A 19960-nucleotide genomic window follows, 5' to 3' on the forward strand; every position below is an offset into this window, starting at 1 on the left:
CCAGAACGCAAGAACCATCCGCTAGCCACAGCCCCCTCCGACCGGGATAATAGCCGGCTCGCACCAACTCAGAGCCGGAGGCCAAATGCTGTACAGACTGGGAGACCAGCAGCCACGACTGGAGGGCGAGGGCCACTATATTGCGCCCGGTGCCCAGGTGATCGGCAATGTCAGAATGCTCAGTCACAGTTCCATATGGTTCAATGCGGTGGTGCGCGGCGATTGCGATCTGATCACCATCGGCGAGTACAGCAACGTGCAGGACGGCTCGGTGCTGCACACCGACCCGGGCGTCCCGCTGACCATCGGCACCGGCGTGACCATCGGCCACAAGGTGATGCTGCACGGCTGCACCGTCGGCGATTACAGCCTGATCGGCATCAATGCCGTGGTGCTGAACGGCGCGAAGATCGGCAAGTGCTGCATCATCGGCGCCAATGCCCTGGTCACCGAAAATACCGAGATCCCCGACTACTCCATGGTGCTGGGCAGCCCCGGCAAGATAGTCAGAACCCTGGACGAATCCACTTTCGAGCTGCTCAAGGCCAGCAGCGACCATTACGCGGCCAACGGCAAGCGCTTTGCCGAAGAACTGGCACCGGTTTCAGAATCGTGATGTCAGAAAAAGCAGTGGCGGTCGAAAAGCCCGTAAAATCCCCCTGTGTTTCCGTCTGTGCGCTGAATGCGCAGGATCTCTGCGAGGGCTGTTTCCGCAGCGGTATGGAGATCAGCCGCTGGGGCACAATGAGCAATGAGGAGCGCCGTGCGGTACTGAAAAGCTGCACCGAGCGCGCGCGGCAGATGGGCCGCATCTGGTAAAACGTAAAAATTTGAAGCCGCATCGTTCGGTGAGCCACTAGGGTCGATGCGAAGCCTCTGATGCCGGGGGCCTTTCGCCAGACCTTTCACGGCCATGGATGGCCGTGGAGAGCGTACAGGGACGTATTTACAGCGTGTCTGGCGAAAGGCCACCGGCAGCAGGGGCGCCCGGAAGCCCGCAATAGGGCTCCCGGGGCGAGGCCTCCAACAGAATACGAAATAACATGACCCAACCCTTTGTCCACTTAAGAGTCCACTCCGAATTCTCCCTGATCGACGGCCTGGTGCGGATCAAGCCGCTGGCGGCGCGTGCACAGGAGTTGCAGATGCCGGCGCTGGCGCTCACCGATCAGACCAACTTTTACGGCCAGATCAAGTTCTACCGCGCCTGTCTCGGCGCCGGCATCAAGCCGGTCACCGGCGCGGACTTCTGGCTCAGCGAAGGCGGTGAGGACAAGCCCACGCTGATCACCCTCTATGCGATGAACGGCGACGGCTACCGCAATATCACCGAGCTGATTTCCCGTGCCTGGATGGAGGGCCAGTACCACGGCAACGCCTATGTAAAACGCGAGTGGTTGCAGGATTACAGTGCGGGCGTGCTGATGCTGTCCGGGGCCAAATACGGCGATGTCGGCCGCGCGCTGATCGCCGGGCGCCGCGCCCAGGCCGAAGAGCTGGCGCGCGAGTGGGCCCAGATTTTCCCCGGCCGCTACTACCTGGAGCTGCAGCGCACCGGCCGCCCCGGCGACGAGGAATATCTGCACGCCGCGATCGCGCTTGCCCAGGAGTTGGGTCTGCCAGTGGTCGCCACCAACGATGTGCGCTTCCTCGAGGAGAGCGAGTTCGAGGCCCATGAAGTGCGCGTCTGCATTCACGAGGGCCGCGCGCTGGACGACCCGCGCCGCGAGCGCCGTTACTCGCCGGAGCAGTATTTCCGCACGCCGGAAGAGATGTGGGAGCTGTTTGCGGATATTCCCGAAGCGCTGCACAACACCGTGGAGATCGCCAGACGCTGTTCCGCGCCGATCCAGCTGGGCAAATACTTCCTGCCGGAGTACCCGATCCCCGAGGGCATGACCGAGAACCAGTTCTTCGAGAAGGTTTCCTTCGACGGACTGGAGCGGCGCCTGGAAAAAATCCTCGACAGGTCTGCCCCGGACTACGCCGAGCGCCGCGCCGTCTACGAGAAGCGACTGCGCTTCGAACTGGACATCATCATCCAGATGGGCTTCCCCGGCTACTTCCTGATCGTGATGGACTTTATCCAGTGGGCCAAGGACCACGACATCCCGGTGGGGCCGGGGCGGGGTTCCGGTGCCGGCTCGCTGGTGGCCTACTCGCTGGACATCACCGACCTGGACCCGCTGCAATACGATCTGCTGTTCGAACGCTTCCTGAACCCGGAGCGGGTGTCCATGCCCGACTTCGACGTCGACTTCTGTATGGAGAAGCGCGACCGGGTAATCGGCTATGTGGCCGACAACTACGGCCGCCAGGCGGTGAGCCAGATCATCACCTTCGGCACCATGGCGGCGAAGGCGGTGGTGCGCGACGTGGCGCGGGTGCAGGGCAAGTCCTACGGCCTCGCCGACAAACTGTCGAAAATGATCCCGCCGGACGTCGGCATGACCCTGCAGAAGGCGTTCGAGCAGGAAGAGGTACTGCGGGAATTCCTCGAATCCGACGAGGAGGGCCAGGAGATCTGGGAGATGGCCCTGCAGCTCGAGGGCGTGGCGCGCAACGTCGGCAAGCACGCCGGCGGCGTGGTGATCGCCCCGACCAAACTGACCGACTTCGCGCCGCTCTACTGCGACGAGACCGGCGCGGGCCTGGTAACCCAGTTCGACAAGAACGACGTGGAAGACGCGGGCCTGGTGAAGTTCGACTTCCTCGGCCTGCGCACGCTCACCATCATCGACTGGGCCAAGCGCATGGTGGACGAGCAGCGCGCGCGCGATGGTCTGGAGCCGCTGGTCATCGAGGCATTACCGCTGGACGATGACGAAACCTTCAAGATGATCAAGCGGGCCGAGACCACCGCGGTGTTCCAGCTGGAATCCCGCGGCATGAAGGACCTGATCAAGCGCCTGCAGCCGGACAACCTCGAGGACATGATCGCCCTGGTGGCCCTGTTCCGCCCCGGCCCACTGCAGTCGGGCATGGTGGACGACTTCATCAACCGCAAGCACGGCCGCGCCCAGGTGGCCTACCCGGATGCGAAATACCAGCACGAGAAGCTGAAGCCGATTCTCGAGCCGACCTACGGGGTCATCGTCTACCAGGAGCAGGTGATGCAGATCGCCCAGGAACTGGCGGGCTATACGCTCGGCGGCGCGGACATGCTGCGCCGGGCCATGGGTAAGAAAAAACCCGAGGAGATGGCCAAGCAGCGGGCTACTTTTGAAAACGGCGCGAAAGAGCAGGGCGTCGACCCTGAGCTGGCAATCAAGATCTTCGACCTGGTGGAGAAGTTCGCCGGTTACGGCTTCAACAAATCCCACTCCGCCGCCTACGCGCTGGTTTCCTACCAGACCGCCTGGCTCAAGGCTCACTACCCGGCGCAGTTTATGGCTGCGACCATGTCCTCGGATATGGACAAGACCGACAAGGTGGTGACCTTTATCGAGGAGTGCCGGGCCATGAAGCTGGACCTGGTGCCGCCGGATGTGAATCTGGGCAGTTACCAGTTCTCGGTGCCTGTCTCCGAGAATGGCGACAACCGCATTATTTATGGCCTCGGTGCGATCAAGGGGCTCGGCGAAGGGCCGATCGAGAACATCATCGCGGTGCGCAAAGAGGGCGGACCATTTACCGACCTGTTTGATTTCTGTTCGAGAATCGATCCGCGCAAGGTCAACAAGCGCGCCCTGGAAGCGTTGGTACGCTCCGGTGCGCTGGATAGCATTGGACCCGATGTCGGCGGTGCGGACGGCCTCGATTACTCCCGCGCGGTACTGTTCAACGCACTGGACGAGGCAGTGAAGGCGGCCGAGCAGCAGGCGGCGAACGCCAGTGCCGGCATGATGGACCTGTTCGGTGAGGTGGTACCCCAGGCGTCGGATGGCGATGTCTACGCGGAATTCCGCCGCGCCCGCCCCTGGAGCATTCGCGAGCGCCTCGAAGGGGAAAAGAACACGCTGGGCCTCTACCTGACCGGCCACCCGATCGACGAGTATGAGGACGAGCTCAAGCACCTGGTGAAGGCGCGCATCGCCGATCTGAGGGCCGGCAAGGAGGGGCAGAAGGTAGCCGGGCTGGTGGTGGCCATGCGCGTGATGAAGACCAAACGCGGCGATACCATGGCGATCGTCACGCTGGACGACCGCAGCGGCCGCATCGAGGCGGCGGTATTCAGCGAGGCCTTTGGAGAGTGTCGAGAGAAACTGGCCAAGGACGCACTGCTGGTACTGGAGGGCCCCGTCGCCCACGACGACTACAGCGGCGGTCTGAAGATGACCGTCAACAGCGTCTCCACGCTGGACGAGCTGCGCCAGCGCAGTGTGAATGGCGTGCGCCTGCAGCTGGAAAGTGCTGCGGCGACACCGGGCCTGGTTAGACGCCTGGCGGCCTGTCTGCAGCCCTACACCGGCGGGCCAGCCAGCAGTTGCGGCGTCAGCCTGGAAGTACTGCGCAGCGACGCCCGCGGCGTCTACCGGCTGCCGGCGGAGTGGAACGTGGAGCCAAATGATCAGCTGGTGCAGTCGTTGCGTGAACTGCTGGGTAGAGAGCGTGTAGCGCTAAACTACACTGAGCGGAATAGATAGAGACGGGCTCGACTAGCCAGTTCTATATAGGTAAGCTAGCCGCCATTTTAAAATAGCCGTTTTCGCGGGGTGTGTTGCGCCCCGACGTCGTCATTCCGGCGAGCGCCGGAATCCAGAACCAACCTGACCCTGGGCTCCGGTAGCGGATCACGCCCGGCAGAGGCTCTGAGCCGGGACGACGAGATTGGCGGTAAGTGAGAGATTTTTGAGCGGCGCCAGAGCGCGACGCTCCCGGCAGATACGAAACAGATTCAAGGCGCGGATTTCATGAATTTCAATTTTCTCGAATTTGAACAGCCGATTGCTGAACTGGAAGGCAAGATAAAAGAGCTGCAGCACGTGGGCGATGACAACGAGCTGAATATTGCCGACGAGGTGGCCCGCCTGCGGGAAAAGAGCAAGAGCCTGACCGAATCCATCTACTCCAACCTGTCGCCCTGGCAGGTGGTGCAGGTGGCGCGCCACCCGCAGCGCCCCTATTCGAAAGATTATATCGAGCGCATTTTCACCGATTGGGACGAACTGCACGGCGACCGCCATTTCGGCGACGACAAGGCCATCATCGCCGGCATCGCGCGCCTGGACGGCGTGCCGGTAGCGGTGATCGGCGAGGAGAAGGGCCGCTCCGTCAATGAAAAGGTGGCGCGCAACTTCGGCATGCCGAAGCCCGAGGGCTACCGCAAGGCGCTGCGCGTCATGGAAATGGCCGAGCGCTTCAAAATGCCGGTGCTGACCCTGATCGATACCCCCGGGGCCTACCCGGGCATCGACAGCGAAGAGCGCGGAATCAGTGAAGCCATCGCCAAAAACCTGGCGGTGATGTCGCGCCTGCGCACACCGATCATCTGCACCGTGATCGGCGAGGGCTCCTCCGGTGGCGCCCTGGCCATCGGCGTCGGCGATCAGCTGAACATGCTGCAGTACTCCACCTACTTCGTGATCTCACCGGAGGGCTGCGCCAATATCATCTGGAAGACCGTGGAGAAGGCGCCGCTGGCGGCCGAGGCCATGGGGGTGACCTCCAGTGTGCTGGAGGAGCTGGGCATCGTGGATGAGACCATCCCGGAGCCGCTCGGCGGCGCCCACCGCGATCCGGATACCATGGCCGCACGCCTGAGAGAGCGCCTCAGCGCGCAGCTGGACCAGCTGCGCAATGTGCCCATCGACGAGCTGCTGGAGAAGCGCTACCAGCGGCTGATGAGTTACGGCAATATCGTTGCCTGATACTCGGGGCTCGGGGCTCGGGGCTCGGGGCTCGGGGCTCGGGGCTCGGGGCTCGAGTAGGGTGCGCCGTGCGCACCGAGCGAACTGGCGGTGCGCGCGGCGCACCCTGCGGGCCGGTTTGGAAGAGTACCGAAGCACAATGCGCAGCAGCCACCGGTAGCAGGGCCGCGCCCGTAGATCCACTTTATTCCTTCGCGGCCAGCGCCTTATTCCTTGCTCGCTAGCGCTAAGGCCACAGTCCCCGGACCCAGGTTGATCCCCCCGGACAGGCTCATCACCGACCGGTAGACCTTCACGTTGTGCTCCCCGGCAACCTTTTCCAGCTCGGCAAAGCCCGGCACCTGCTCCAGGTTTTCCAGCCGGCCGGCGATGCTCACTACCACCATGGGTACCTGCAATTCCCCGGCACGGATCTTGTCGATCGCCAGCTTGAACAGCGCCTCGGTACAGTTGTCGTAGCCGCGCACCGTATCGGTCACGGTGCTGCCATCGCGGTGCATCGACAGAATCGGGTGCAGATCCAGGTGGCGGGCGGCGGTGGCCTTGAGCCAGCTGATGCTGTTTTCGTTCTTGCTGCGGGCCCGCTCGCGCACATAATAGACATCGTTGATCGCGGCATAGCCGTGAATCCTGTGGCTGAACTCCTCCGCCTTGTTGGCGACTTCCGCGCCGCTCAGCCCCTTGCGTATCAGCATCAATGAATAGAGTGCGAGAAGCCCCTGGCCGGAAAAGAGGGTGCGCGAATCTACGGTGTGAATCGCCACATCGTCACCGGCGTCGTCGCTGTTGAGCAGCACTCGCGCCGCGGTGCGGGCATTCTTGTAAGTGGGGCTGTTGGTGCCATTGATGGTCTGCACCACTATATCTTTGCAGCCCTTGTTTACCAGGCTCCGCAGGATGGAGCCGATCTCTTCGGTCGGCGCCGGTCCGGTGACTATGTGGCGCGAGCGGTCAACCAGGGACATGGAATAAAAATGGTTCATCTTCGCCGGATTGCGCTGATCGCCGAAGGTGTCCTCGCCTACGCCGACCGAGTGGGGGAGTACGGGAATGGTAAATTTGCGCAGAAAATCATCCGGCAGGTCACATCCGGAATCGACAACTAACTGGACCATCTTGTGCTCTTTTTGTACAACTTTGAGTCAGATCAAATTCAGGCTGATAAATCTATCACCTGGCGCCAGGGCACGACAGAACAAAATGGCACAATAGTTTTAATTGGGGCTGCCGCAGTCGCACCGATGGCGGCAACGCTTCCGGGATGTGCGGCACATGCGCGATTGGCCGCAGGTGACAGGTATAACCGGTGCGGGGATTGGGAACGACTTTGAATGATTGGGCGGCAAAAGTAGCCGAGCAGGTCCCGCGTCATTACGCTGGCGGTGTCCGCTGGGTGGGATTCAGTGGCGGACTGGATTCCACCGTGCTGCTGCATCTTCTGCGCAAGCGGGGCGTCGAGCTGCGTGCGCTACATATCCACCACGGCCTGTCTGCCAATGCCGATGCCTGGCAGGCCCACTGCGCGGCGGTGGCCTGCGCCCTGGATGTGCCCTTTGTCGCGCGGCGCGTGCGGATCGACGCCGCCGGTCGCGGCCTCGAACAGGCCGCGCGCGCGGCCCGCTACCGGGTGTTCGCCGAGATACTGCAGCCCGGCGACCAGCTGTTGCTGGCGCAGCACGGCGACGATCAGGTGGAGACGTTTTTCCTGCGCCTGCTGCGGGGGGCGGGCGCCCTCGGCCTGGCGGCGATGCCGGAACGGCGCCCGCTGGGCGGCGCGACCGTGTTGCGTCCCCTGCTCGGTGTCGGGCGCGCGCAGCTGGAGGCGTATGCGCGGGCGCAGGGCCTGCGCTGGATCGAGGATGAGAGCAATGCGGACCAGTCCCTGGATCGCAATTACCTGCGGGCGACGGTGTTACCGCTGCTGAGCGAGCGCTGGCCGCTGCGCGCGCGGGTATCGCGGGCGGTGGAGAACCTGCGCGAGGCGGCGGAGCTGCTCGCGGACCTGGGTGATGCGGACCTGCAGCACTGCGACCGCCGCCGCGAGCGCTTCGGTGAAAGTGTCGGCCTGGAGGCGCTGCGAACGCTGCCGGCGCGCCGGCAGAAAAACCTGCTGCGCCGCTGGCTGGCTGACCGCGGGCACGATATGCCCGACGCGACGCATCTGCAACAGGCGCTCCAGCAGGCGCTGGGGGCCGCCCACGACAGCCAGATGGAGGTCGCGCTCGCTGGCCTGGTGGCGCGCCGCTTTCGCGATCGCCTGTACCTGACTCCGCCGTTGCCGGAGGTGGCGGGGGATGTCGAGTGGCAGTGGGATGGTCACACCCCTCTCGAGCTGCCCGGTGGCTGGGAGTTGGCGGCGGCGGCCGGCTGGCCGGAAGGGCGCTACCGGGTCCGCTATCGCCAGGGCGGCGAGCGCGCCAGGCCGGCGCACCGCCGTCACTCGCAGACACTTAAGAAGCTGCTGCAGGAGGCCGACCTGGAACCCTGGCTGCGCGACCTGGTGCCGCTGGTCTACCGGGGTGAGGAGTTGCTCGCCGTGGGCGATTTGTTCCTGTGCGGTGACGGTTCAGAAGGGGCGCTCAAGTGGCGCTGCGGCGGGGCCTGCGAGCAGGCGGCGACAAGGTGCCCGGGGCGGATTGGCGATTGAGCGGCAGGCGCCTTTCTGGTAGTCTGGCGTCCCATCTCAAAGGCACCGGGACGGGCAGGAACAGCCTCCAGGGCAGTTCTCAGAAAAGTCCGCCCGGGCCAACCCCGCACCCCGATTCCATCGGGCATTCAACTGACCAAGGTTTTGCATGACGCGCTATATTTTTGTCACTGGTGGCGTGGTTTCCTCGTTGGGGAAAGGTATCGCCTCCGCCTCCCTGGCCGCCATTCTCGAGGCCCGCGGCCTCAAGGTCACCATCCTGAAGCTGGACCCCTACATCAACGTGGACCCCGGCACCATGAGCCCCTTCCAGCACGGCGAGGTCTATGTGACCGAAGATGGCGCCGAGACGGATCTGGACCTGGGCCACTACGAGCGCTTTATCCGCACGCGCATGTCCAAGCGCAACAACTTCACCACCGGCCGGGTCTATGAGACCGTGTTGCGCAAAGAGCGCCGCGGCGACTACCTGGGCGGCACCGTGCAGGTGATTCCGCATATCACCGACGAGATCAAGCGCCGCGTCCTCGAAGGCGGTCGCGACGTGGATGTGGCCATCGTCGAGATCGGCGGTACCGTGGGCGACATCGAATCCCAGCCGTTCCTGGAATCCGTGCGCCAGCTGCGCGTTGAGCTGGGCCTGAACCGCGCCCTGCTGATCCACCTGAGCTATGTGCCCTATATCGCCACCGCCGGCGAGACCAAAACCAAGCCGACCCAGCACTCGGTGAAAGAGCTGCGCTCCATCGGCCTGCAGCCGGATATCCTGCTGTGTCGCTCAGAGCGCGAAATCGATGAGGATTCGCGCCGCAAGATCGCGCTGTTCACCAACGTGGAAGAACGCGCGGTGGTGCCGCTGCCGGATGCCAAGACCATCTACAGCGTGCCGCGCCTGCTGCACAGCCACGGCCTCGACGATATCGTCGTGGACAAGCTGCAGCTGGAATGCGACGCCCCGGACCTGTCCGAGTGGGACGCGGTCGTCGACGGCAAGCTGAATCCGCAGCACGAAGTGAAGATTGCCATGGTCGGCAAATACATGGAGCTGCTGGATGCCTACAAATCCCTGATCGAGTCCCTGACCCACGCCGGCATCAAACATCGCTGCAAGGTGGATATCGACTTTATCAATGCGGAAGATGTGGAAGGTGAAAATGGCCTCGACCTGATCAAGGGCGCCGATGCGATCCTGGTTCCCGGTGGCTTTGGCGAGCGCGGTCTGGAAGGCAAGCTGGAAGCGGTGCGCTATGCGCGCGAGAACAATATCCCGTTCCTCGGAATCTGCCTCGGCCTGCAGTCGGTAGTGATCGAATACGCGCGCAACGTGCTGGGCCTGAAAGACGCCAACAGCACCGAGTTTGATATCAATACCGCAAACCCGGTGATCGGCCTGATCACCGAGTGGATCGACAGTGAAGGCAAGGTAGAGAAGCGCGACGAGCAGTCCGACCTGGGCGGTACCATGCGTCTCGGTGGTCAGGAGTGTCGCCTGGCCAAGGACAGCAAAGCGCGGGAAATCTACGGCTCCGACGTTATCGTCGAGCGCCACCGCCACCGCTACGAGGTGAACAACAACTATGTCGACCGCCTGCAGAAGGCCGGCCTCAAGATAGGTGGCTGGTCCGCGGACGACACCCTGGTGGAAATGGTCGAGCTGCCGGAACATCCCTGGTTCGTGGCCTGCCAGTTCCACCCGGAATTCACCTCCACGCCGCGCGATGGCCACCCGCTGTTCGAAAGCTTTATCGCCGCGGCGATGAAACAGCACGAAAGCCAGGGTTGAGATTAATTTGAACCCGTCGCCCCAGCCAATTCAGGCCGGGGCGAAAGGGAGAGGGAACTGACAGTGAAAACCATCGAAGTCGGAAAAGTTCAGGTCGCCAACGACAAGCCATTTACGCTGTTCGGCGGCATGAACGTACTGGAATCCCGCGACCTGGCCCTGCAGGTTGCCGAGCATTACGTAAAGGTGACCGAGAAGCTCGGAATCCCCTACGTGTTCAAGGCGTCTTTCGACAAGGCCAACCGCTCCTCCATCCACTCCTACCGGGGGCCGGGCATGGAAGAGGGACTGAGGATCTTCGAAGAGGTCAAGAAGACCTTCAACGTGCCGCTGATCACCGACGTGCACGAGCCCGAGCAGGCCGCCCCGGTGGCGGAAGTGGTGGATATTATCCAGCTGCCGGCCTTCCTCGCGCGCCAGACAGACCTGGTGGCCGCCATGGCCGCCACCGGTGCCGTGATCAATGTGAAAAAGCCGCAGTTCATGAGCCCGCCCCAGGTAAAAAATGTGGTGGAGAAATTCGCCGAGTGCGGCAATGACAAGATCATTCTGTGCGAGCGCGGCGCCTGCTTCGGCTATGACAACCTGGTCGTCGACATGCTCGGCTTCCGCACCATGATCGATGCCTCCGGCGGAGCGCCGCTGATTTTCGACGTGACCCACTCGCTGCAGATGCGCGACCCGGGAGGCGCCGCCTCCGGCGGCCGCCGCGCCCAGGTCACCGAACTGGGCCGCGCCGGCCTGGCCATCGGCATCGCCGGTCTGTTCCTGGAAGCCCACCCGGATCCCGACAAGGCACTGTGCGACGGCCCGAGCGCATTGCCGCTAATCAAGCTGGAGCCGTTCCTCGCGCAGATGAAAGCGGTGGACGATCTGGTCAAAGGCTTCGAGCCGCTGGATACCAAGTGATACTGGGATCCGATATTGAATAATGTGATAGGCGCAATGCGAAGGCGATGATGCCGGTGGCGATTTTCGGGACTGTCTGCGAGAGGGATCTCGCAGACAAGCCTCCAGGGATGGATTTAGGGGGGCGCCTAGCCCGTGTCCCGAAAATCGCCACCGGTAGCAGCGCCGCCACAATATGGGATTTATTCCCGGAAGCCGCCTGAAAGAATTTTATTTAGCCATTTATCAACAGTTAACAACATGGAGCCCTTGTTAATGAGCAAGATTGTCGCCGTAAAGGCCTACGAAGTGCTGGATTCCCGCGGTAACCCCACCGTCGAGGCCGATGTGATTCTGGAAGACGGTTCCATCGGTTCAGCCTGTGCACCGTCCGGCGCATCCACCGGTTCCCGCGAGGCGCTGGAACTGCGCGATGGCGACAAGAGCCGCTACCTGGGTAAAGGCGTGCTGAAAGCCGTCGAGAACATCAATACCACGATTGCCGACCTGCTCAAGGGTATGGACGCAACCGACCAGCGCGCCCTGGACCAGGCGATGATCGAGGCCGACGGCACCGAGAACAAAGCCAAGCTGGGTGCCAATGCCATCCTGGCGGTGTCCCTGGCGGCTGCCAAGGCCGCGGCAAATTCCAAGAAAGTACCGCTCTACCAGCACATTGCCGAAGTCAATGGCACTGCCGGCCAGTACACCATGCCGGTGCCGATGATGAATATCCTGAACGGCGGCGAACACGCCGACAACAATGTGGATATTCAGGAGTTCATGATCCAGCCGGTCAAGGCGACCAGCTTTGCCGAAGCGCTGCGCCAGGGCGCGGAGATTTTCCACACGCTGAAAAAGGTTCTGTCCAGCAATGGCCTGAACACCGCGGTGGGCGACGAAGGCGGCTTCGCGCCGAACCTGCCGTCCAACGAAGCCGCGCTGAAAGTGATCGCCGAGGCGGTGGAAAAAGCCGGCTACACCCTGGGCGACGACATCACCCTGGCGCTGGACTGCGCCTCGTCAGAATTCTACAAGGACGGCAAGTACGATCTGGCCGGTGAGGGCAAGCAGTTCGACAGCGAGGGCTTTGCCAGCTACCTGGCCGATCTGTCCTCCAACTACCCGATTCTCTCCATCGAAGATGGCATGGACGAGAGCGACTGGGACGGCTGGAAAGTGCTGACCGACAAGATCGGCGACAAGGTGCAGCTGGTGGGCGACGACCTGTTCGTAACCAACACCAAGATCCTGAAGCAGGGCATCGAGAAGGGCGTGGGCAACTCCATCCTGATCAAGTTCAACCAGATCGGCTCCCTGTCCGAAACCCTGGATGCGATCAAGATGGCGAAGGACGCCGGTTACACGGCGGTGATCTCCCATCGCTCCGGCGAAACCGAAGACACCACCATCGCGGACCTCGCAGTAGCCACTGCCGCAGGCCAGATCAAGACCGGTTCACTGTGCCGCTCAGACCGCGTGGCCAAGTACAACCGCCTGCTGCGTATCGAGGCCGAGCTGAACGGTTCCGCACCGTACCGCGGTCGCGCGGAATTCAAATAAGCTGGTCGGGACCCCGGAACGCGGAGCTCCGGCTCCGCCCTGGGAGCGCCGAGCTCCAGCTCGGCAACCGGCCGAATGGCCGCTAGAAAGCGTGATTTCCCATGAAATGGCTGCTGGTAATCCTCTCTGCAATGCTGCTCGTCACCCAGTACCGCCTCTGGGTAGGTGAGGGCAGCCTCGCCGAAGCCACACGCCTGAAACGCCAGTTGGCCCAGCAGCAGGAAAAGAATGCCGCGCTCGCGCGGGAGAATCGCCAGCTGCTCCGCGAAGTGCGCAGCCTCAAGGAGGGCACCGACGGTGTCGAGGCAAAGGCGCGGTACGATCTCGGCCTGATCAAAGAAGGGGAAACCCTGTTTATCTTTCTCGACGCGGACGAGGGTAAAGAGTGATTAGCAGTTCACTCGTTAACGGTTATTGGGTAGTGGTCCCCGCGGCCGGGGTGGGAAAGCGCATGGGCGCAGACCGGCCCAAGCAGTATTTACCGCTGTTGGGGCGCCCGCTGCTGTCCCTCACCCTGCGCAATATCCTTACCTGGCCGGGACTTGCCGGCATAGTCGTCGCCCTGTCCGAGGACGATGCCTATTTCTCCCATCTGGCAGAAGCGAAGCATCCGCAGGTACACAGGGTCACCGGTGGTGCCGAGCGCGCCGATTCGGTACTGGCCGCACTGAACTTTCTCGCGACGCGGGAAAGCGGAGAGACCCCGGTGCTGGTGCACGATGCCGCGCGTCCCTGCGTAGCCCTGGAGGATATTTCGCTGCTGCTTGGCGAAGATGTTTCTCCGGTCGCGCTGCTGGCGCAGCCCGCCAGCGATACCGTCAAACAGAGCCGTGCCGAACAGGGCAGGCCGGTGGTCGATAAAACCCTGGACCGCAACCACATCTGGCTGGCGCAGACGCCCCAGCGCGCGCCCCTGAGCCTGCTGCACTCCTGCCTGCGCCGCGCACTGGAGCAGGGTGCGGACATCACCGACGAAGCCAGCGCGCTCGAACTCTTCGGCCATGCGCCCCAGCTGGTGCCGGGGCGGCGTGACAATATCAAGGTTACCCATCCCTCCGATATCGTGTTGGCCGAAACCATACTGCGCCTGCGACATGCATCCACAGAGGATAAGAGATAGTGAGTTTTCGAGTCGGCCAGGGCTTCGATGTACATGCCTTTAGCTTTGATGAAAAACGCCCCGGTGACCATGTCGTGCTTGGCGGTATCAGTATCCCCTATGAGCGCAGGCTGGTCGCGCACTCGGACGGCGACGTGCTGTTGCACGCGCTGGCCGATGCGCTGTTGGGCGCGCTGGCCCTGGGAGACATAGGCCACCATTTCCCCGATACCGATGCCAGCTATGCGGGTGCCGACAGCCGGGTGCTGTTGCGGCATGTGGTCGCACTGATTGCCGAGCGCGGCTACCGCCTGGTCAATGCCGACTGCACCCTGATCGCCCAGGCGCCCAAGATGGCCCCGCATATCGACGCCATGCGAGCCAACATTGCCTCGGACTGTGCGGTGGAGTTGGATGCGGTCAGCGTCAAGGCCACGACCACCGAAAGGCTCGGATTTACCGGTCGCAGCGAGGGCATTGCCGCCCAGGCGACCGTTCTGCTCGAGTGCCGCCATGACTGATACTCCTGCTTTCGATTGGCTGCGGGCGCTGGATTGGCCGCGCGCGCTGGGCGGCGCGGCCATTACCGGGGATTTTCGCTGCGCCCCGGAAGATTTTGTTGTAGACGAATTGGCGGCACCGCCAGTTGCCGAAATTGGCGAGCACGTCTATCTGTTGCTGCGCAAGCGCGGTGCCAACACCGCCTGGGTGGCAGAACAACTGGCGAGGCTCGCCGGTGTGCGCCCGCAGGATATCGGTTTCTACGGCCTCAAGGACCGCCACGCGGTGACGACCCAGTGGTTCAGCGTCTGGCTGGGACAGAAGCCGGAAGCGGACTGGCGGTTGATCAACAGCGACGAAATAGTGCTGCTGGAGCATCACCGCGGACCGCGTAAGCTGCGTCGCGGCGAGCATGCGGGCAACCGTTTCCGGATACGTCTGCGCAATACTCGCGGCGATCGGGACAGGGCCGAATCAGTACTGGCGCAGCTCGCCGGCGGAGTGCCCAATTACTTCGGTGAGCAGCGTTTCGGCCGCGACGGCGGCAATCTGGATCTGGTGCGCAGGCTGGCCGAGGAAAACGGCCGCTGTCGCAAGAGTGAAAAGGCGTTCGCGATGTCGGCTGCGCGCAGCTGGCTGTTCAATCAGGTGCTCGCCGAGCGTGTGCGCGGGGACAGCTGGCAGTCACCGCTGCCGGGCGAGCCCGAGTCAGAACCCACAGGCCCGCTGTGGGGGCGGGGCAGAAACCTGGCCACGGATGCCCTGGGCGAGCTGGAAGCGCGGGTTCTGGACCCCTGGCGGCCCTGGTGCGACTGGCTGGAGCACTGCGGACTGAAGCAGGAGCGGCGCCCGCTGGTGCTGCGGCCGGAAGCATTTTTCTATGAGTGGTCAAATGATGACCTGTTGTTGGAGTTCGCTCTGCCGGGCGGCGCCTTCGCGACCGCGCTGCTGCGCGAGGTGGCGGAGCTGGCCAATGTATCCGGCGCCACATAGAATTCGGGATTGAAATGGTGCGCGCGGCGCACCCTACGGCCTGGTGCCGGTAATCGGGCCGGATGTAGCGAAGCGGAATCCTGCGTACAGTCACGTAGGGTGCGCCATACGCGCCGGAGCAGTCGGAATAAGAAGAATATGGATCGCTTGAAACGTGAAGGTCTGGGGATGACCTCCCAGCGTACCCGCAACCGCCTGATACAGCGCTTGCGGGACGAGGGAATCAGCAACGAAGAGGTGCTGGATGTAATGGCATCCACTCCTCGGCACTTGTTTCTGGACGAAGCACTGGCCCTTCGCGCCTATGAGGACACGGCGCTGCCCATCGGGTACGGCCAGACCATCTCCCAGCCCTATATCGTCGCGCGTATGACCGAGTTGCTGCTGAGCCGCGCCAAGTCATTGCACCGCGTGCTCGAAGTGGGCACTGGTTCCGGCTACCAGACCGCCATTCTCGCGCGTCTCGTCGACCATCTTTACTCCGTGGAACGTATCGAACCCCTACTGGACCTGGCGCGCCGGCGGCTGCGGGAGCTGGATTTCCGCAATGTCGAGTTCAAGCTCAGCAACGGCGGCTTCGGCTGGCCGGAGAAAGGCCCCTACGATGCGATTCTGGCCGCCGCCGCGCCGGCGTCCATTCCGGATGAACTGAAGCAGCAACTGGCTCCCAATGGCGTGCTGGTAATTCCAGTCGGCTCCGAGCGCCAGTACCTGAATGTCGTCACCCGCCGTGAAGACACTGACCAATTTGATATCGAAAGAATGGAGGCAGTGCGCTTCGTGCCGCTGCTCAGTGGTGTTGTCCGATGAAGTTGCTAGATTTCCTGAAAAGCCGCTATCTCGGCGTGGTCGCGCGCGGCATGGCAATGGGGGCTGCCGATGTGGTTCCCGGCGTTTCCGGTGGCACTATCGCTTTTATCACCGGTATCTATCAGGAACTGCTCGATTCGCTGAGCCGCATCGGTCCGCACTGCATTACCATATTGCGGCGCCACGGTGTCGTGGTCGCCTGGCAATACATCAATGGCAGTTTCTTGCTCGCACTTTTCTCCGGCGTGCTGCTCAGTATTTTCAGTCTGGCCAGGTTGATCGGTCACTTGCTGCACACCTACCCGATCGTAGTCTGGGCATTCTTTTTCGGACTGGTACTGGCATCGGCGGTGCCGATTCTGCGGAGTATCCCCCGCTGGTCCCTGTCGGTGGTTTTATTTCTGCTGATCGGCATTGCCACCGCAGTGGTGATCAGTGAGCTGCGCCCGGGGCAGATCCCGGCCACGCCGTTGACACTTTTCCTCTCCGGGGCTCTGGCCATCTGCGCCATGATCCTGCCCGGCATTTCGGGAGCCTTCATATTGCTGCTGATCGGCATTTATCCGCGTGTACTGGCCGCGGTGCACGAAATGCAGCTGCTGAACCTGCTCTGTTTTGCCGCTGGCGCAGCCACCGGACTGCTGCTGTTCAGTCGGCTGCTCTCCTGGCTAATGCACAATTACATCGCCCGCACCCTGGCGTTTCTCGCCGGTATCCTGCTGGGCAGCCTGAAGATTATCTGGCCATGGAAATTGCCACTCGCCGGGAGCGGGGATGCCGTGAATAAACTGGCGCCGCTGATGTCCAATACGTCGCCGTCCAATTTCACCGCCGAGACAGGTAACAGCGCCTACCTGGGCGCGGCGATCGCTGCCGCTGTCGTCGCAATGGCGCTTGTGCTGGTGGTGGATTCGCTCGGCAGAAACTACCGAGAGGGCAAATCTTGCGCCTCGCCGCAGTAAGATCTGCCAAAGGTCGGAGCGGCAGCTTTTTATGAAGGTTTTCGGCGATTTCGTAGAGCTTTTTTTTAGACACTTTTCCCATAAATGCGAACGGCTGATGTAAAAAGAGAATAATGGAATGTCGCCTCGTTCAACATAATTGGCACCCTTTATGGCGGGACAATTGCCCTGTTTCCGGTCATTATTTTTCGGTGGTGTTAAAAATTTTTAGCGCGGCGCTGTTGTCCCTCGCGCTGGCTTCCTGTGCCAGTCACCCCGCTCCGACCAGTTCCCTGGGCCAGCCGCCGAGTATCTGGCTCAAACATCACACGGTAAGCCAGGGGGAGACCCTCTATTCGATCGCGTGGCGCTATGGCAAGGATTTCCGTGAGCTCGCGTCTATCAATGGCATAGTTGCTCCCTATCAGATCTATCCCGGCCAGCGCCTGCAGCTGGCGGGGCGCCCAATTGCAGCCAAGCCGCCCGCGGTGGTAAGCAAACGCGATCCAGCGCCCAAGGTAACGACGCTGCCGAAGAGAAAGGCAACCGCCAAGAGTTCAAAATCCTCAACGGTAAGTGGGTCGCGCCAGCCGCGTCCTGCGGCGTCGGGCTCCTCCATCCGGTGGCGCTGGCCGGCAAAGGGAAAAGTCATCAGCCGGTTCAGTGCAGGTGACCCTTTGCGCAAGGGAGTTGATATCGCCGGAGAAAAGGGAGAATCTGTACTCGCAGCAGCCGATGGCACCGTGATCTACGCGGGGAGTGCGCTGAGAGGCTACGGAAAACTGTTGATCGTTAAGCACAGTGAGGAGTACCTGAGTGCTTACGCCCACAATCACAAGCTGCTTGTGAAAGAGGGCAGCGAGGTCAAAGCGGGGCAGAGGATAGCGGAACTGGGTTCAAGTGGTACCGACCGCAACAAGCTCCACTTTGAAATTCGCCGAAACGGGCAGCCTGTTGACCCCCTGGCACACTTGCCTTAACCGAGGCCATAACCCGAGTGAGCGTCAGAAAGCTCTGCAAATAAAAATGGATTTTTAATTTGTACCACTTGAGGTAGTCACCGGAATCGTGACGATCGCAAGGTCCGCCGATCCGGAGGCTGTCGCACAGACGGTAAAGCAGCTGGTGGTAGCCAAATTTGGCGCGAACCAGGTGCAGTGCGGCTGATATTGGCAAAGTACAAGGAGTAGGGGAAATGGAAGCACAACGGCAAGACCAGTTGCTGACTGGCCACGCAGATGATCTTCCTCCTGAGTTGGCAGCAGATCAGAAAGAACATCGAATAAACGACAAAGAGGGCTATACCAACGGCCGTATCCGGAGAACAGCGGCAAAAAAAAACTCTGAACCCACCCCCCTGAAGGCTCGAGTACGCAGATTGGATGGTGAAAACCATTTGCAGAAAAACCTCGATGCCACGCAGTTATATCTCAATGAAATCGGCTTTTCTCCTCTGCTGACTGCAGAAGAAGAAGTCTACTATGCACGCAAGGCGTTACGTGGCGACGTGGCGGCGAGAAAGCGCATGATCGAAAGCAATCTGCGCTTGGTAGTGAAAATCGCCCGCCGGTATGTCAGTCGCGGTCTCGCGCTTCTGGATCTTATCGAAGAGGGTAACTTGGGTCTTATTCGCGCAGTGGAAAAGTTTGATCCCGAGCGCGGATTCCGCTTTTCGACCTACGCTACCTGGTGGATTCGCCAGACGATCGAACGGGCCATCATGAATCAGACCCGCACCATTCGCCTGCCGATCCATGTGGTCAAGGAGCTGAATGTCTACCTGCGCGCATCCCGCGAATTGGCACAAAAGCTGGATCATGAGCCTTCCGCAGAAGAAATCGCCAGGCTGCTGGAAAAACCGGTGGAAGATGTCGAGCGGATGCTGGGTCTCAACGAACGCGTTACCTCCGTAGACACGCCCATTGGTCCGTCGTCGGAAAAAACGCTGGTGGATACCATTCCGGATCAGCACGAGTCGGATCCGGCGGAACTGCTTCAGGACAGTGACCTGTTCGAAAGCATCAACCGCTGGTTGGGCGAACTGCCGGACAAGCAGTGCGAAGTGGTATCCCGGAGATTCGGCCTGCGCGGCTTTGAAGCCAGCACGCTGGAAGAAGTAGGGCGGGAAATCGGCCTCACCCGCGAACGCGTACGACAGATACAGGTAGATGCGCTCAAACGTCTCCGCGAAGTGATGGAGAAGCAGGGCCTCGACGGCCAATCCCTGTTTGGCAATCTTTAAAGCAACCCGGTAAATAGATAAAAGCCTGCGGAGATGCCATCTTCGCAGGCTTTCTTATTTACGGCGTTCCGGCAGCAATACTGTTCAAGTCCTACTTCTGCACCCAGCGACCCAGGTTGTCCTGATAGAACTCTCCCGGGGCCACACGCGCTTCCAGCTTCTCCGCCGCACGCGCTGCTACCTGGGCGATATCGATATTGTTGCGACTGGCAATGCGGGCGTATTCGGCCTTGCGCTTGGAGTTTACTTCCGCTATCAGTTGTTCAAGCTCCGGCGAGCTCTCGCCGACTACGGCGATATAGCCGCTATTCGCTTCGCCTACCAGGCCCTGGCTCTTGGCTGTGTCTAAGGTGATCGCCATGGCCGGCAGTGCAATCGCCAGACTCAAAAAGAGCAGGACAGTCTTAACAAGCTTCATCATTCGCTCCTCAGAAAATGCCTTCTTTGTCCTCGAACAGGTCTTCCAGCTCGCGGTCGACCCTTACTCGGATCTCATGCTCAATCTTTACATTCAGGTTGACGGTTATGGGCTCACTGGGGGCCTGTACCGCAACCGTCGGCGTGCACCCTGCAGTAACGATAGCGCAGAGTAACAGTACAGGAGTCAGTCTGGTGGTCGTCATCTGACGCTCCTCGGGGTTTCACTTCGGAATCATTGTAGCGGGGCTAGCTTAACCTAATCT

19 protein-coding genes are annotated in these 19960 nt (G+C 61.6%); 16 read left to right on the top strand and 3 right to left on the bottom strand.

What is annotated here, in order from left to right; genetic code table 11:
• The first annotated feature begins 85 nt into the window (after positions 1–85).
• From RRF64_RS17575 to accA, 4 genes are all read left to right on the top strand, one after another.
• The gene (locus tag RRF64_RS17575) at positions 86–616 is read left to right on the top strand and encodes a gamma carbonic anhydrase family protein (protein ID WP_323847237.1); all 531 of its coding nucleotides are present in this window, start codon (positions 86–88) and stop codon (positions 614–616) included.
• Positions 616–819 carry a DUF1289 domain-containing protein gene (locus tag RRF64_RS17580; protein WP_323847238.1) on the top strand — a complete coding sequence of 68 codons (204 nt, stop codon included), beginning with the start codon at positions 616–618 and terminating at the stop codon, positions 817–819. Before RRF64_RS17575 ends, RRF64_RS17580 begins: the two co-directional genes overlap by 1 nt.
• 224 nt (positions 820–1043) lie before the next feature.
• Complete coding sequence (gene dnaE / locus RRF64_RS17585) at positions 1044–4586, top strand: DNA polymerase III subunit alpha (protein WP_323847239.1); 3543 nt, start codon at positions 1044–1046, stop codon at positions 4584–4586.
• Positions 4587–4853: 267 nt separating this feature from the next.
• Positions 4854–5810 (top strand): acetyl-CoA carboxylase carboxyl transferase subunit alpha, encoded by a 957-nt coding sequence (gene accA / locus RRF64_RS17590; RefSeq protein WP_323847240.1) that lies wholly within the window; start codon positions 4854–4856, stop codon positions 5808–5810.
• A gap of 206 nt (positions 5811–6016) precedes the next feature.
• Here accA and RRF64_RS17595 read toward each other — a convergent pair whose 3' ends face one another.
• Positions 6017–6925 (bottom strand): DegV family protein, encoded by a 909-nt coding sequence (locus tag RRF64_RS17595; protein ID WP_323847241.1) that lies wholly within the window; start codon positions 6923–6925, stop codon positions 6017–6019.
• Between the two features lie 212 nt (positions 6926–7137).
• Between RRF64_RS17595 and tilS the strand changes: the two genes are divergently transcribed.
• From tilS to rpoS, 12 genes are all read left to right on the top strand, one after another.
• Entirely contained in the window at positions 7138–8457 is a 1320-nt protein-coding gene (gene tilS, locus RRF64_RS17600; RefSeq protein WP_323847242.1) for a tRNA lysidine(34) synthetase TilS, read from the top strand.
• Positions 8458–8605: 148 nt separating this feature from the next.
• A complete protein-coding gene (locus RRF64_RS17605) occupies positions 8606–10240 on the top strand; it encodes a CTP synthase (RefSeq protein ID WP_323847243.1) in 1635 nt (544 codons plus the stop codon).
• A 63-nt stretch (positions 10241–10303) separates the two neighbouring features.
• The gene (gene kdsA / locus RRF64_RS17610; RefSeq protein WP_422732644.1) at positions 10304–11149 is read left to right on the top strand and encodes a 3-deoxy-8-phosphooctulonate synthase; all 846 of its coding nucleotides are present in this window, start codon (positions 10304–10306) and stop codon (positions 11147–11149) included.
• A gap of 255 nt (positions 11150–11404) precedes the next feature.
• Positions 11405–12691: a phosphopyruvate hydratase gene (gene eno, locus RRF64_RS17615; protein ID WP_323847244.1), complete on the top strand. Its 1287-nt coding sequence runs from the start codon at positions 11405–11407 to the stop codon at positions 12689–12691.
• 101 nt (positions 12692–12792) lie between these two features.
• Positions 12793–13080, top strand: a complete 288-nt coding sequence (locus RRF64_RS17620) for a septum formation initiator family protein (RefSeq protein WP_323847245.1) — start codon at positions 12793–12795, stop codon at positions 13078–13080.
• A gap of 32 nt (positions 13081–13112) precedes the next feature.
• Positions 13113–13811 (top strand): 2-C-methyl-D-erythritol 4-phosphate cytidylyltransferase, encoded by a 699-nt coding sequence (gene ispD, locus RRF64_RS17625; protein WP_323847292.1) that lies wholly within the window; start codon positions 13113–13115, stop codon positions 13809–13811.
• Positions 13811–14311, top strand: coding sequence for a 2-C-methyl-D-erythritol 2,4-cyclodiphosphate synthase (gene ispF, locus RRF64_RS17630; RefSeq protein WP_323847246.1), 501 nt, complete (start codon positions 13811–13813; stop codon positions 14309–14311). The genes ispD and ispF overlap by 1 nt, the downstream gene beginning before the upstream one ends.
• Positions 14304–15284: a tRNA pseudouridine(13) synthase TruD gene (truD, locus tag RRF64_RS17635; protein ID WP_323847247.1), complete on the top strand. Its 981-nt coding sequence runs from the start codon at positions 14304–14306 to the stop codon at positions 15282–15284. Before ispF ends, truD begins: the two co-directional genes overlap by 8 nt.
• Before the next feature lie 138 nt (positions 15285–15422).
• Positions 15423–16094, top strand: coding sequence for a protein-L-isoaspartate(D-aspartate) O-methyltransferase (locus RRF64_RS17640; protein WP_323847248.1), 672 nt, complete (start codon positions 15423–15425; stop codon positions 16092–16094).
• Entirely contained in the window at positions 16091–17056 is a 966-nt protein-coding gene (locus RRF64_RS17645) for a DUF368 domain-containing protein (protein ID WP_323847249.1), read from the top strand. The genes RRF64_RS17640 and RRF64_RS17645 overlap by 4 nt, the downstream gene beginning before the upstream one ends.
• Before the next feature lie 113 nt (positions 17057–17169).
• The gene (locus RRF64_RS17650; RefSeq protein WP_323847250.1) at positions 17170–18015 is read left to right on the top strand and encodes a peptidoglycan DD-metalloendopeptidase family protein; all 846 of its coding nucleotides are present in this window, start codon (positions 17170–17172) and stop codon (positions 18013–18015) included.
• A 215-nt stretch (positions 18016–18230) separates the two neighbouring features.
• Positions 18231–19277: an RNA polymerase sigma factor RpoS gene (gene rpoS / locus RRF64_RS17655; protein WP_323847251.1), complete on the top strand. Its 1047-nt coding sequence runs from the start codon at positions 18231–18233 to the stop codon at positions 19275–19277.
• A gap of 91 nt (positions 19278–19368) precedes the next feature.
• Here rpoS and RRF64_RS17660 read toward each other — a convergent pair whose 3' ends face one another.
• Positions 19369–19698: a YdbL family probable chaperone protein gene (locus RRF64_RS17660; protein ID WP_323847252.1), complete on the bottom strand. Its 330-nt coding sequence runs from the start codon at positions 19696–19698 to the stop codon at positions 19369–19371.
• Positions 19699–19705: 7 nt separating this feature from the next.
• Positions 19706–19900, bottom strand: a complete 195-nt coding sequence (locus RRF64_RS17665) for a YnbE family lipoprotein (RefSeq protein WP_323847253.1) — start codon at positions 19898–19900, stop codon at positions 19706–19708.
• Between the last annotated feature and the right edge of the window lie 60 nt (positions 19901–19960).

Origin of the sequence: Microbulbifer magnicolonia (genome assembly GCF_035117725.1) — a bacterium.
GTDB lineage: Bacteria > Pseudomonadota > Gammaproteobacteria > Pseudomonadales > Cellvibrionaceae > Microbulbifer > Microbulbifer magnicolonia.

Coding starts and splice junctions, on each gene's coding strand:
- dnaE (WP_323847239.1), top strand. CDS start 1,044: ATGACCCAACCCTTTGTCCACTTAAGAGTCCACTCCGAATTCTCCCTG.
- RRF64_RS17575 (WP_323847237.1), top strand. CDS start 86: ATGCTGTACAGACTGGGAGACCAGCAGCCACGACTGGAGGGCGAGGGC.
- RRF64_RS17640 (WP_323847248.1), top strand. CDS start 15,423: ATGGATCGCTTGAAACGTGAAGGTCTGGGGATGACCTCCCAGCGTACC.
- RRF64_RS17605 (WP_323847243.1), top strand. CDS start 8,606: ATGACGCGCTATATTTTTGTCACTGGTGGCGTGGTTTCCTCGTTGGGG.
- RRF64_RS17645 (WP_323847249.1), top strand. CDS start 16,091: ATGAAGTTGCTAGATTTCCTGAAAAGCCGCTATCTCGGCGTGGTCGCG.
- RRF64_RS17650 (WP_323847250.1), top strand. CDS start 17,170: ATGGAATGTCGCCTCGTTCAACATAATTGGCACCCTTTATGGCGGGAC.
- truD (WP_323847247.1), top strand. CDS start 14,304: ATGACTGATACTCCTGCTTTCGATTGGCTGCGGGCGCTGGATTGGCCG.
- RRF64_RS17660 (WP_323847252.1), bottom strand. CDS start 19,698: ATGATGAAGCTTGTTAAGACTGTCCTGCTCTTTTTGAGTCTGGCGATT.
- RRF64_RS17665 (WP_323847253.1), bottom strand. CDS start 19,900: ATGACGACCACCAGACTGACTCCTGTACTGTTACTCTGCGCTATCGTT.
- RRF64_RS17620 (WP_323847245.1), top strand. CDS start 12,793: ATGAAATGGCTGCTGGTAATCCTCTCTGCAATGCTGCTCGTCACCCAG.
- eno (WP_323847244.1), top strand. CDS start 11,405: ATGAGCAAGATTGTCGCCGTAAAGGCCTACGAAGTGCTGGATTCCCGC.
- RRF64_RS17595 (WP_323847241.1), bottom strand. CDS start 6,925: ATGGTCCAGTTAGTTGTCGATTCCGGATGTGACCTGCCGGATGATTTT.
- rpoS (WP_323847251.1), top strand. CDS start 18,231: ATGGAAGCACAACGGCAAGACCAGTTGCTGACTGGCCACGCAGATGAT.
- accA (WP_323847240.1), top strand. CDS start 4,854: ATGAATTTCAATTTTCTCGAATTTGAACAGCCGATTGCTGAACTGGAA.
- RRF64_RS17580 (WP_323847238.1), top strand. CDS start 616: ATGTCAGAAAAAGCAGTGGCGGTCGAAAAGCCCGTAAAATCCCCCTGT.